Raw genomic sequence first — 12,249 nt, 5'->3', positions numbered from 1 at the left:
TGAGCCACAGAAGTGGAAGCCCGGAAATTGGCGAGTCGCACTATGGGGATTGCCTTGAGTGATCCAAGGCATTACGAATCGGCCCCGCAGGCGCAATGGGGGGTGAACTTTTCTCCGAGAGTGGTCTGCGACGTTTTTATCTCTGAGAGGGGTTTGCCCATGTCCAAGTCGATTGCTCTTTCGCTCGTTCTCGCCGCTTCGCTCGGCCTCGCCGCTTGCTCGAAGGGCGAAGACAATGCCGCCAATGCTTCGGCCAATGCTGCTGAGAACGCTTCGAATGCTGCTGACAACGCCATGAACGCTGCCGAGAATGCTGCTTCGAACGCCAGCAACGCCGCTTCGAACGCCAGCAACGCTGCATCGAACGCTGCCGCGAACGCGATGTAATTCCCTTCTCGGGATTTTTGGAAACAGGGCCGCCCGGCAACGGAGCGGCCCTTTTCTTTTGGACCGCGCGATTGCAATGAAAAGGGCCGCCCTTTTGGGGCAGCCCTTCTCTATCCAACAACGGGTGGCTGATCAGCAGTCCCGATCGATCGCCCGGCCAGCCAGCGCACCTACGCCCGCACCGACAATCGCGCCCGTGGTGCCGTCACCGCGGCGGCCGTAGCGGCCACTGCCCTTGCCGATCTCATTGCCCAGCAAGCCACCGGCAATCGCACCTATGATCGTGCCGCCCGTGCCATTGTCCCGGCAGCGATAGCCGCCGCGATAGCCACGATAATAATTGTCGCGATAGTAGCGGTCGCCACGATAGCCGCGATAATAATCACCCCGGTATCCGCGATAGCCCCGATCGCCGCGATAATAGTCACCGCGATCATAACGGCCCCAGCCGTCACGGGCCTGCGCAGGCGCTGCGGTTACGGCCAAGGAAGCAACGCCCATTGCCAGCGCGGCCCCCATATTGATCAGAAACTTGGTCTTCATGGCGTGCTCCTCAATCATGTCGTTACCGACTCCGGCGCGTCTCCGCCGCCCCATCGATTGCACCCCTTTTGGCCGATTCGCATTGAGCCAAGCCTGAATGGGCGTGTCAGCCACCGTTCAGATAAAAAAGCACCGTCCCCAGCCGGTTGCCGCTCATCAAGACCTGACCTGAACCTCATCACCGCAATGGAAAAACTGGTCCCTGTCCCGCAGGCGAACAGCATATATGAACAATCAGCCGTTGGTCGGGCAGGCGGGATTGCCTATGGCGGGGCGATGCGCCGTATCCTGATCGTCCTGCTGCTTGCGATCCTGCTTTTGCCGGCGCCCCATAAGAACAAACCTGAACTATTTGGGCCTGGTCCGCTGCTCGTTACCGCGCGCGCCCTGCCACTAGACGCGTCCGATCCGGCTGTTCACAGCATTGGCGCGCTCGATTATCTGGGAGGCTGGCAACTCAGCAGCCCCCACCATGGATTTGGCGGCATCTCATCCCTGCTGGTCGATCGACAGGGACAGGTTCTGGCGCTGAGCGATTCCGGCACTCTGATGGGTTTCGCGGTCAGACCTGCAATCGACAACCGCCATCCCTTCATCGCCCCCCTGCCAATCAGGGCACAGGACGGAGCCCAGCCATGGTGGGCATGGGATTCAGAGGCGATGGCGCATGATCCGGAATCGGATCGCTACTGGGTCGGCTTTGAGATGCTTCAGCGCATCTGCCGCTACGCCCCCGGCTTTTCGCGGGTGGAAACGTGCCGCACCTGGCCGGAGATAGAGGCCTGGCCGGAAACGGGCTCGATCGAATCCATGGCGCGCCTACCCGACGGGCGCTTCCTCGTGATCGCGGAAATGGGAATGACGGCAGATGGAAGCCATGACACGCTGCTCTTTGCCGGAGACCCGGCGGAGCCAAGCACCGCATCGCCCATGCACCTTCGCTATGTAGCGCCACGGGGCTATCGTCCGACGGATGCCGTCGCTCTGGATGACCGTCACATTCTGGTGCTCAATCGCCGCGTGACGCTGCGCGATCTGTTCACGGCCACTCTGGCCCTCATAGAGCTGCCATCCCATCCGGAATCCGGCGATCGGTTGACCGCTCGCACGATCGCCCGTCTTGCTCCGCCCCTGCTGGCCGATAACTTCGAAGGGCTGGCTATCACGCGCGAGGCCGGGCGAATTATCGTGTGGATCGTGTCAGACGATAATCATGAATTTTTTCAGCGCACCCTGCTGCTGAAATTTGCGCTGCGCGGGGCGCCCCGCATTCGTTGAGAAAAGAGCGGTGTCGGGCAGCGCCGCACATGCGGGAATGATGCGCGGGCGCATCCTCCCGGCACGCAAAAAAGCGGCCCGTTACCAGGCCGCTTCTTAAAGCCGAAACGAATCGAACCGAATCAGGCGGCCGGAGCAGCCTGCTTCTTGACGATGTCGCGCTTCAGACGGCGCGCCTTCAGCGACAGCTTGTCGTCGTTGGTCTTCAGCAGCCAGTTGTCCAGCCCGCCATTATGTTCAACCGAACGCAGGCCATGCGTCGACACGCGCAGCTTGACGGTGGTTTCCAGCGTTTCGGAAATCAGCGACACATTCTGCAAGTTGGGCAGGAACACGCGCTTCGTCTTGTTATTGGCGTGGGAAACATTGTGACCCACCTGGCGACCCTTGCCGGTCAGCTCGCAAATGCGCGACATAGTCAATCAACCTTGTAGTTCATGTTCGTTCGGAAAGCGGCGCCAGTAGCGGGATTCCGGAAAGCCGTCAACCCGCCCACCGGCCAGATCGGATCGCTTTCGCAACCCTTTCCACGGCTCGGACGTTTGCAGCCGATAGACGAAAGGAGGGAGCAATGCGACTCATTGGTGGCTTGTTGGTGATTGTTTTGCTGGTGCTGGCCGCTGGCATCGCGACCGGCTTCATAGACCTGCAAAAGACCCAGGAGGGCAGCCTGCCCAAAATCGCCGTGGAAGGCGGGCAAATGCCAAAGTTCCAGGCCGACGTGGCCAAGGTCGAAGTGGGCACGCGGAACGAAACCGTCGAAGTGCCGACCGTCGATGTGAAGAAGCCCTGATCATTTCGTAGACGATAGCTATGCTGTAAGGACTGGCGGATGGCACCGCCCTTTCCGCTTCCCGAACCCATGCGCCGCGCGCTCGAACTCGCACGCGCGGCGGAACTTGCGGGCGAGGTGCCGATCGGCGCCGTCGTCACGCTCGACGGGCGGATCGTTGGCGAAGGAGAAAATCGCAACCGGCGCGACTGCGACCCGACCGCTCATGCCGAAATCGTCGCGCTTCGATCTGCGGCGGAAGGGCTGGGCGATTTCCGCCTCACCGGCTGCGACCTTTGGGTAACGCTGGAACCCTGCCCAATGTGTGCTGGCGCCATATCCCACGCGCGCATCGCCCGGCTTTATTATGGTGCTGCCGACCCCAAGGGCGGAGCGGTCGAGCAAGGCCCCCGACTTTTCACCCAGCCCCAATGCCTGCACCGCCCTGAAGTCTATGGCGGACTGGGCGAAGCGGAAGCGTCAGCGCTGCTGCGTGACTTTTTCGCTGCCCGCCGCTGAATAATCGATGCGATAGAGGGTGTAGGGCAAGGTGAAGGCGCTCTTCAACGCCACGGGATGCAGCCAGCCGGGAACATCGCCCCGCATCAACCCCGCATAAAAGCCGCGAGGGCTGCGGGATTGGTAAACCGTCCCTTCCGGAAAGCCGGGGCAGATCAGCAGGTAGGTCGCATGATGCCGCGCGGCGACCGGCCGGAATGCGTCCGCCGGTCCGTCGAAGGCATGGTGCAGGTCCAGGATAACCGTGCCGTTGCGATGATAGGGACCCGCGATCGCGCTATGATGCGTGGTCGCGATCAGGCGCGGCCCCAGGTCCACCATTGTGAAAATGGTAGCGGAAGGAAGCTGGTTCAGCACCTCCAGCGCGGGCAGCGACCGGCAGCGGCCATTGGCCTTGCTGATCGACTGTAGTCGAGTCTTCGCCGCCGGGCGTTGTACTTTGGGCTTCTCACCAGTCACGCTGACCCACAACTGATTGATCTGCGGATAAAGCGGCGTCGCGAACGCTGCTACGGCAAGCAGTGCGGCTCCGACGATGCCGACTACACGCGCAAGAGGCCTGCCGAAGAATATAAGCTGAAGCACACGGTGCGCTGCCCAAGCCGCCGGTGGGATGGCGAGCAGCTGCGCCGCTGGTCCGGCCCGCAACTGCCAAAAGAGAAGCGCCGTCGAGAATAGCATCATCAGCCCAACCGTCGCCCAGGCCCACAGCCGATCGCTGTCGCGCCGCGACTCCCAAAGCGCCCAGATCAGGCCGAACAGACCCGCAACCGGAATGGCCATCAGCGGCACGATCAGGCTCCACGCCTGAACCGTGATCGGCTTGGCCTCACGAATATTGGCGAGCCACAGCCGCTCCAGTTCCGGCGAAATCTGATAGGCGCCCGTCAGGCATTGCGGCCAATTGAGCCATGCAAAGGCCGCGACGGCGCCCCCCACCAGCACGCCAGCGCACAGCCGGGCCTGCCAGCTGCGTAGTGGCAGCAGCGCCAGCAGTGTCATGCCCGCGCCCACTGCCCCGAATATGGCGACCCAGATAGGCGAGATAGCGTCGCACACCATCTGCCGGTTTGCGTAGCTTGCAAACAGCAGGAACAGGATGGAAACCGAGCCAGCAAGGCTCAGCGCATAGGGCAGCATCCGCCTCGCCGCGCCTTCCTTGAATACCCAACGAAGCGCGATCAGCGCCCCGCCCGCCGCCAGATAGACGATCATCTCCATACCGATGGTGATCGACAACGCGCTGCTCACCCCCGCCACGATGCCGCCGCGCAGCCAGTTACGGTCGATCAGCCCCGCGAGCATCAGTACCGTCAGGGCCAGCTGCCACCCATGATGATCGACCCGCATCGGCAGGAACATGCTGATGCCCATCTGCGCCGCGAAGGGGGCCAGGGCGGCCAGTATCCAGCCATTGCCTCCAGCGAGGCGGCGCGCAATGAAACCCAGCCCCAGCATCAGCGGCAACAAAGGGATCATCGGCGCAATCGCGCAGGCCAGCCGATCCGCCAACCCCTGCTCCAGAAACGCGCGGAAGAACAGCATCAGCGCCGCGATCGGCAGATCGACCAGCCGCGACCAGTGAATGTTGAACCCGGCAGGCGGATCAAGCCGATATTGCCTCAGATCATACCAGCCCTGCCCCGCCAGCCAGTCCTTGACCTGCAAATACCGCATATTGTCGTCGGTATCGTTGAGCGTCAGCCAGTGGATGGCGGGCCAGCGCGAATAGAGCAGCCAGGTCACGGCCGCGACCCACATCAGGAAGGTCAGCCATTTCCAGTGCACCTGCGCCCATGCAGACGTCCAAACCAGGGCGCGCCGGGATCTTTCCCGCAGGGTGAAGCCGCTTTGCAAGTTCATGGCCGGTGGATTAGAGCGTTCGCATCAAATCGCAACGGGGCCTTCATGAAATTGCTGTCACGTCTGACGCCGGAACGGCAGGCCCTGTTCTGGCAGATCGTGCGATATGGCCTCAGCGGCCTCTTCATCACTGCCTGTCAGGCCACCATCTACTGGACGCTCGCGGCTCTGGCCGGATGGCATCCGCAGCTTGCCAACACGACTGGTTATGTGGCGGCGGTGATGATCGGCTATGTCACCCACAGCCTCTTCACCTTCCGTGATCAGGATGGCGACGGAAACCATGCGGCGCGCGGCGTCAAATTCGTGGCCGTATCCCTGCTCAGCTATGCTTTGAACGCCCTCTGGGTCTTCCTCTGCGTCACCCATATGCAATGGCCGGAATGGTCGCCCATCCCGGCCATGATATTCGTGACGCCAGCCGTGGTGTTCGGCCTCAACCGCCAATGGGTGTTCCGCTAGGCGCGCGTCAATGGACGAAGCGGGCGACGACATCCCTGTACGACCGGCTGACCTTCACCTGAGCGCCTGATTCCAGCACCAGGAAGCACTCGCCATTGGTGTGCGGCTTCACCTGCCGCACTTGGCTGAGGTTCACAATAGTCGACCGATGCACCCGCTGGAAATTGCGCGGGTCGAGCCGCTTCTCCAGATCCTTCATCGTCTCACGCAGGATGAGCGAATTGTCGGCCGTGTAGATGCACATATAGTCGCCCGCAGCGTCGATCCGCTCGATCGAGTCGACATCGACGCGGAAAATCTGACCCCGGTCCTTGATGTTGATAAGCTTCTCGAAGCGGTTTGACGACGGCGCCTCTTCATCCGCGTTGAAATCGTTCATGGCATCAGGAGCGACCTCCGCCAGCACCTCGCGCAGCTTCTCGGCTTCCTGCACCTGCTTCTTTTCCGACAGGCGCTGACGCACGCGGTCCAGCGCGTCGGCAAGCCGACCTTCATCGACCGGCTTCATGAGGTAATCGACCGCCTGCGCCTCGAAGGCGCGAATCGCATGATCGCTATAAGCGGTGCAGAAAATGAACAGCGGCGGCTCGACCTCCATCAGGCCCTGAACGACAGAAAAGCCATCAAATCCCGGCATCTGAATGTCGAGGAACACAAGGTCGGGTTTATGCGTCTTTATCGCGCGGATGGCTTCGCGGCCATTCGAGCAGGTTTCAACAATTTCGACATCCTCATGCGCTTCCAGACGGAGCTTGAGGCCTTGAATAGCCAGGCTTTCGTCATCGACGAGGATTGTTCTGATGGTCATGCGGCCACTTTCGATGGTTCATCCAGATTAAGCGGCATTTCGATATGGACCGAAAAGCCGCTTGGCGTGGAACGCGTTTCAAAGCTCTGTCGTTCCCCGAACGCTTGAATCAGGCGATCGCGGATATTCGCCAGGCCAACGCCTGTCCCCTCGCTCATTGGGATGTTCGGGCGAGTGAACCCCTCGTTCAATCCCGGGCCGCTATCCGATACGACGATCCGGACATTTTCACCGGCAGGCTGCGCCGTAATGGAGATTTCGGCGCCTTCTTCCTTGGGGGTGACCGCATATTTGATGGCATTTTCCACTAGCGGCTGGAGCAGCAGGGAAGGCAATCGCGACTGTGCGACGGCCGGATCGATGTTGAATACCGGCCGCAAGCGGTCCTCGAACCGCATCTTCTCAATCTCCAGATAGAGTTTGAGCGTTTCAACCTCCTGCTCGATCGTCACTTGCGCTGTGGGTTCATTGATCAGGGTATAGCGCAAAAAGGACGACAGGCGTGAGAGCATCGCGTTGGCGCGATCCGTCTGCTTCAAAAGCACCAGCGTCGATATGCTGTTCAGCGTATTGAACAGGAAATGCGGATTGAGCTGATAGCGCAACATCGCCAGTTGCGCGCTCGACGCCTGATTTTCCAGATGCAGCAGCTGGTCCGCCTGCTCCTCCACCTGAAGGTAGAAGTTGATGGCGTAGTAAAGCGCCGACCAGGCACCCAGCAGCGTTATGCTGAGATAAAAGGCGCCAAGGAAGAGTTGTAGCCCCGCCGTTTCGCTTGCCCGGTTCTGGGTCGAAAAAACCCAGGCGTCGATAAAGGCGACCAGACCCGCCGCCATCACCACGGTCACGATCGATGCGCCCCAGGTGATGATCGGCCGCTGTCTTTGCAGAAATCGGAAGATGACCGCGATGAGCAGGGTCACCGAATAGCCCGACACGGTGGAAATCATCACCGGGATCAGGCTGGAGAGCGGCTGCCCATTAGCGATGGTGGATGAGCCGCGCAGCAGGAATGCACCCGCCCATCCGACGGATTGCAGGTTCCAGAAAGCGCGGTTCTTGTCAGCGAAAAAAGGCTGAGGCTGAATAGGTTGAACAGACATCGCCGTCAGCCTAGGCGAATTCAGGTTCAGGGTGAAGCCACCCAAGTTACGCCGCCGTAGCAGCTTCCTGATCCATCGGCGTGACCTCGTCGGGGCAAAGCCAGACAAGGTCCTTTAGTTCCAGCGCCCGGCCATCATGCGCCTGAATGGTCACACGGCGAATCGGCTGGCCATCGCGCTTGTCCGCCAGCACCTGGCAAGACGGCGATCCGCATCCCCATTTCTCGCCCCATTGACGCAATGCGATCATGACCGGGGCCAGTTCCTGCCCCTTTTCCGTCAAGCGATATTCGATCTTGCGCCGGTCGCACTGCATCGGCTGACGCAGCATGATCCCGTTCTCGACCAGCCGCGAAAGCCGGTTCGCCAGGATGTTGCGCGCGATACCGAGCGACGATTGAAAATCTTCAAAATGCCGGATGCCCGACAATGCGCCGCGCAGGATGAGAAACGACCAGCGCTCGCCCATCGCTTCCAGCGCGCTGGGGAGCGCGCACTGTTCCAGGTCCTGCGCCAGATTATGTTTCATCGTCCGTCTAGATAGCTCAAAGCCACAGCCCATGCAAAAGAGCAGCCATTTTGTCCAAAGATGGGATTTTTTTGTTGCACAGCAAGATGCTTCCCGGACAATCGGGTCACGATGCTGCGTCAATATGAACTTGTTGAGCGGGTGAAGCGCTACGATCCGGATGCGGACGAGGCGATGATCAACCGCGCCTACGTCTTCTCCGTCCAGAAACACGGGTCCCAGAAGCGCGCCAGCGGCGACCCCTATTTCAGCCATCCGATCGAAGTGGCGGGCATTCTTACCGACTTCAGCCTGGACGACCAGACGATCGTGACCGCGCTGCTGCACGATACGATAGAGGACACGCTCGTCACCTATGACGAGATTGAGAGCGCGTTCGGCAAGGACGTCGCCAAGATGGTCGATGGCGTCACCAAGCTGTCGAAGATTGAAGCGATGTCGGAAAATGAGCGGGCGGCGGAGAATCTCCGCAAATTCCTGCTCGCCATGTCGGACGATATTCGCGTTCTGCTGGTGAAGCTGGCCGACCGGCTGCACAATATGCGAACGCTGCACTTCATCAAGAATGAGCAGAAGCGCCGCCGCATCGCCCGCGAGACAATGGACATCTACGCCCCGCTTGCGGAGCGGATCGGCATGTATGATTTCATGCGCGAGATGCAGCTGCTCGCCTTCCGGGAGCTTGAGCCGGAAGCCTATGACAGCATCACCAAGCGGCTCGAACAGCTGAAGGAAGGCGGCCATGGCAAGGTCGATCGCATCGGCGCGGAACTGCAACTGCTGCTGGGCGGCAAGAACCTGTCCGTCACCGTGTCAGGCCGCGAAAAGCACCCCTATTCCATCTGGAAGAAGATGCAGGAACGGCACATCAGCTTTGAACAGCTGACCGACGTCATGGCCTTCCGCGTCATCACCGAAACGACAGAGGACTGCTACCGCGCGTTGGGCGTCATCCACCAGACCTACAAAATGGTGCCGGGCCGGTTCAAGGATTACATCTCCACGCCCAAGCGCAACGGTTATCGCTCGTTGCACACCACGGTGATCCATCAGGATAACGCCCGGATCGAGGTGCAGATTCGCAGCCGCGACATGCACAACGACGCCGAACTCGGCCTGGCCGCGCACTGGGCCTACAAGCAGAAGGGCGACGCGGCCGATCATCATGCGGCATGGCTGCGCGACCTGGTCGAAATCCTGGAACAGAGCCAGGATGCGGACGAGCTGCTCGAACATACCCGCATGGCGATGTATCAGGACCGGATCTTCGCCTTCTCGCCCAAAGGCGAGCTGCACCAGCTACCCAAGGGATCCACGCCGGTGGACTTCGCCTATGCCGTCCATACCTCGCTGGGCAACCAGACGGTCGGCGCCAAGGTAAACGGCCGCGTCGTGCCCTTGCGTACCGGCCTTGAAAATGGCGATCAGGTCGAAATCCTGAAATCGGAAGGGCAGGAGCCGCAGCCGGGTTGGCTCACCTTTGCGATCACCGGCAAGGCCCGCGCAGCGATCCGTCGCTATATTCGCCAGAAACAGCGCGGCGAGGAAGTTGCGCTGGGTGAGAAGCTCTATGAGGAAATCATCGGCCGCTTCTCGCCCGAATTGGCGAGCGAATTGGGTGACAAGGCGCTGAAGGCCGCGCTGAAGCGGCTAAAGCTGGATGATCGCGGGTCTCTGATGGTGGCCATCGCTACTCATCGCCTGCTCGATTCAGAGGTGATGGAGGCTCTTATCCCCGGCTCCACCAGCGTAGACGGGATTGAGGAAGCCCATCCGCGCCAGCACGCGCCCGTCTCGATCCGCGGCCTGACGCCCGGTATCGCCTATAATCTGGGCGACTGCTGCCACCCTGTACCCGGCGACCGCATCGTCGGTGTACGCCGCACGGGCGAACCGATCGAGGTGCACACCATTGACTGCCGATCGCTCGAAGCCGGGCAGGACGACGATTGGGTCGATCTCAGCTGGGACAGCAAGTCCAAGGGCGGAACCGCGCGGCTCCAGGTCATCGTCAAGAACCAGCCCGGCGCGCTTGCCGCCGTCGCCAACGTGTTCGGCGCGACCAAGGCGAACATTCTGAACCTCCAGCTGGTGAACCGCGAAGGGCCGTTCCACACCGACATCATCGATCTGGAAGTCAACGACGCCCAGCACCTGAACCGCATTCTCTCCGCGTTGCGAGCACTGGACGCGGTAGTACAGGCCGACCGGGTTTAGGGCAGCAGCATCTCCCCCTCCCGCAAGCGGGAGGGGGCCGGGGGGTGGGCTAGCGCAACGCAAGATCTTATTCTTAAGCAGCACGCCAACAAAGGCTGGCATCTCGGGCAAAAGCGCTGACCGCGGATCTTCTCCCTCTCCCCTTCAGGGGAGAGGGCCGGGGAGAGGGGAATGACGAGCCGCAGCTCCTTATGGCCCCTCTCCCGCCATCGCTTCGCTCGGCACCCTCTCCCCTGAAGGGGAGAGGGAATGTTCCTATCAGTCGCGAGCCATCCCCACCTGTATCCCCAACATCACACCCCCCGCAAAAACCATCCTATTTCCCCCACACCCTCCCATTCCCGCTGTCCTACACAGCCCCAACCTGCCTATCTCCCAGCCCTCTTTGAAACGTCGAACCGCTTCCCATGACGCCCACGCGCGCCCGGGCACGCGCGCGCATATGGTGTGAACTTCGGGACAAAAATGGCGCTTTTCCGCCATTCCCTACGTCACTTTCAACTTTCGCGTGACAGCAAACCTCCAATTCTGTAGAGGCCCCCGCAGCGGACCCTTCGGGGTCTTCCGTCCGAGACAGTCGGTGAAGGGAATTTGCCCTTCTTAATTTCCGGCCTAGACGGGGAAAAGCTCTTTACCGGCCGGACCTTGTGTCCTGTCCGGGTCTGCCTGTTCTCCTCAAGGGATACGGGCCAGTCGATCTCTCCCCTTCGGACTTTAAGTGCCCCGCGTTCGCGCGGGTTTTAGTCGTTTGCTGGTTCGCCAGCGAACATGAAGTGGAGAATGGCATGGATCGTAATCAGAAAGCTGAGGTCGTTTCCGCGCTGAACGCACATCTGGCAGATGTTGGCGTGGTCGTCGTGACCCGCAACCTCGGCATGACGGTCGCACAGTCGACCCAATTGCGTCAGAAGATGCGTGCAGCCGGTGGCACCTACAAGGTTACGAAGAACCGCCTCGCCAGAATCGCCTTTGAAGGCACCGACTATACCGCGCTCAGCAGCCTGCTGACCGGTCCTGTCGGCCTCGCCTCCTCGGCCGATCCGGTTGCCGCCGCCAAGGTTGCAGTCGAATTCGCCAAGACCAACGACAAGCTTGAGATCGTTGGTGGCGCAATGGGCGAAGTGCTGCTCGATGTAGAGGGCGTCAAGGCGCTCGCATCGTTGCCGTCGCTGGATGAACTGCGTGCGAAGATCGTTGGGCTGCTCGTTGCACCCGCGACCAAGCTCGCGACCGTCACCCAGGCACCGGCTGCGCAGCTCGCGCGGGTCTTCAACGCCTATGCGGAAAAGAACGCGGCCTAATCGCCGCGGTCCTACCGACAAGACAGGTTATCAACTTTCAATTGAGGGGCTCATGCCCCGCCCAGAAGGGAATATAGTAACATGGCAGACATCAACGCACTGGTCGATCAGCTCTCGGCCCTCACCGTCCTCGAAGCCGCTGAGCTGTCGAAGGCTCTGGAAGAAAAGTGGGGCGTTTCGGCCGCTGCTGCCGTCGCCGTCGCCGGTCCGGCTGCTGGCGCCGCTGCTCCGGCTGCTGAAGAGCAGACCGAGTTCGACGTGATCCTCACCGGCGACGGTGGCAAGAAGATCAACGTCATCAAGGAAGTCCGCGCCATCACCGGCCTGGGTCTGACCGAAGCCAAGGCGCTCGTCGAAGGCGCGCCCAAGGCTGTCAAGGAAGGCGCCAGCAAGGACGAAGCCGAGAAGATCAAGAAGCAGCTGGAAGAAGCCGGCGCGACTGTCGAGCTCAAGTAATCGGTTTTGCT

The 12,249-nt window shown here is 61.0% G+C and carries 14 protein-coding genes; 8 read left to right on the top strand and 6 right to left on the bottom strand.

Annotated features, from left to right (window positions below; genetic code table 11):
- Positions 1 to 159: 159 nt before the first annotated feature.
- Positions 160 to 387, top strand: a complete 228-nt coding sequence (locus tag ACZ5ZH_RS00220; protein ID WP_460988155.1) for a circumsporozoite protein — start codon at positions 160 to 162, stop codon at positions 385 to 387.
- 132 nt (positions 388 to 519) lie between these two features.
- Here the strand turns inward: ACZ5ZH_RS00220 and ACZ5ZH_RS00215 are convergent, their stop codons facing one another.
- Positions 520 to 930, bottom strand: coding sequence for a glycine zipper 2TM domain-containing protein (locus ACZ5ZH_RS00215; protein WP_460987385.1), 411 nt, complete (start codon positions 928 to 930; stop codon positions 520 to 522).
- A gap of 276 nt (positions 931 to 1,206) precedes the next feature.
- Between ACZ5ZH_RS00215 and ACZ5ZH_RS00210 the strand changes: the two genes are divergently transcribed.
- On the top strand, positions 1,207 to 2,208 hold the full coding sequence (locus ACZ5ZH_RS00210; protein WP_464772658.1) for an esterase-like activity of phytase family protein: 1,002 nt from the start codon (positions 1,207 to 1,209) through the stop codon (positions 2,206 to 2,208).
- A gap of 122 nt (positions 2,209 to 2,330) precedes the next feature.
- Here the strand turns inward: ACZ5ZH_RS00210 and rpmB are convergent, their stop codons facing one another.
- Complete coding sequence (gene rpmB, locus ACZ5ZH_RS00205; protein ID WP_196225248.1) at positions 2,331 to 2,624, bottom strand: 50S ribosomal protein L28; 294 nt, start codon at positions 2,622 to 2,624, stop codon at positions 2,331 to 2,333.
- 155 nt (positions 2,625 to 2,779) lie between these two features.
- On the opposite strand from rpmB, the gene ACZ5ZH_RS00200 reads away from it, so the two are divergent.
- Complete coding sequence (locus tag ACZ5ZH_RS00200; RefSeq protein WP_196225247.1) at positions 2,780 to 3,001, top strand: hypothetical protein; 222 nt, start codon at positions 2,780 to 2,782, stop codon at positions 2,999 to 3,001.
- Positions 3,002 to 3,040: 39 nt separating this feature from the next.
- Positions 3,041 to 3,499 (top strand): nucleoside deaminase, encoded by a 459-nt coding sequence (locus ACZ5ZH_RS00195; RefSeq protein WP_449471030.1) that lies wholly within the window; start codon positions 3,041 to 3,043, stop codon positions 3,497 to 3,499.
- On the opposite strand, the gene ACZ5ZH_RS00190 is transcribed toward ACZ5ZH_RS00195, so the two are convergent.
- Complete coding sequence (locus ACZ5ZH_RS00190; protein ID WP_464771783.1) at positions 3,461 to 5,362, bottom strand: hypothetical protein; 1,902 nt, start codon at positions 5,360 to 5,362, stop codon at positions 3,461 to 3,463. The genes ACZ5ZH_RS00195 and ACZ5ZH_RS00190 overlap by 39 nt on opposite strands.
- A gap of 45 nt (positions 5,363 to 5,407) precedes the next feature.
- Between ACZ5ZH_RS00190 and ACZ5ZH_RS00185 the strand changes: the two genes are divergently transcribed.
- On the top strand, positions 5,408 to 5,824 hold the full coding sequence (locus tag ACZ5ZH_RS00185; protein WP_464771782.1) for a GtrA family protein: 417 nt from the start codon (positions 5,408 to 5,410) through the stop codon (positions 5,822 to 5,824).
- A 7-nt stretch (positions 5,825 to 5,831) separates the two neighbouring features.
- Here the strand turns inward: ACZ5ZH_RS00185 and ACZ5ZH_RS00180 are convergent, their stop codons facing one another.
- From ACZ5ZH_RS00180 to ACZ5ZH_RS00170, 3 genes are read right to left on the bottom strand one after another with little or no spacing between them, the layout of a single operon-like run.
- Positions 5,832 to 6,632, bottom strand: coding sequence for a LytR/AlgR family response regulator transcription factor (locus tag ACZ5ZH_RS00180; protein WP_196225243.1), 801 nt, complete (start codon positions 6,630 to 6,632; stop codon positions 5,832 to 5,834).
- Positions 6,629 to 7,735: a sensor histidine kinase gene (locus ACZ5ZH_RS00175; RefSeq protein ID WP_196225242.1), complete on the bottom strand. Its 1,107-nt coding sequence runs from the start codon at positions 7,733 to 7,735 to the stop codon at positions 6,629 to 6,631. Before ACZ5ZH_RS00175 ends, ACZ5ZH_RS00180 begins: the two co-directional genes overlap by 4 nt.
- Positions 7,736 to 7,781: 46 nt before the next feature.
- A complete protein-coding gene (locus tag ACZ5ZH_RS00170) occupies positions 7,782 to 8,264 on the bottom strand; it encodes a winged helix-turn-helix transcriptional regulator (protein WP_460987375.1) in 483 nt (160 codons plus the stop codon).
- Between the two features lie 111 nt (positions 8,265 to 8,375).
- Here ACZ5ZH_RS00170 and ACZ5ZH_RS00165 point away from each other — a divergent pair, with 111 nt between their 5' ends.
- The 3 genes from ACZ5ZH_RS00165 (at position 8,376) to rplL (ending at position 12,238) form a co-directional block, all read left to right on the top strand.
- The gene (locus ACZ5ZH_RS00165) at positions 8,376 to 10,481 is read left to right on the top strand and encodes a RelA/SpoT family protein (RefSeq protein WP_460987373.1); all 2,106 of its coding nucleotides are present in this window, start codon (positions 8,376 to 8,378) and stop codon (positions 10,479 to 10,481) included.
- Between the two features lie 785 nt (positions 10,482 to 11,266).
- A complete protein-coding gene (gene rplJ, locus ACZ5ZH_RS00160) occupies positions 11,267 to 11,782 on the top strand; it encodes a 50S ribosomal protein L10 (protein ID WP_449471020.1) in 516 nt (171 codons plus the stop codon).
- 81 nt (positions 11,783 to 11,863) lie between these two features.
- Complete coding sequence (gene rplL / locus ACZ5ZH_RS00155; RefSeq protein WP_449471019.1) at positions 11,864 to 12,238, top strand: 50S ribosomal protein L7/L12; 375 nt, start codon at positions 11,864 to 11,866, stop codon at positions 12,236 to 12,238.
- Positions 12,239 to 12,249 lie beyond the last annotated feature (11 nt).

This window comes from Sphingobium sp. TomMM7A (genome assembly GCF_055397305.1).
Note: the sequence above shows the minus strand (reverse complement) of the source record. Positions and strands in the feature narration are given on the sequence as shown.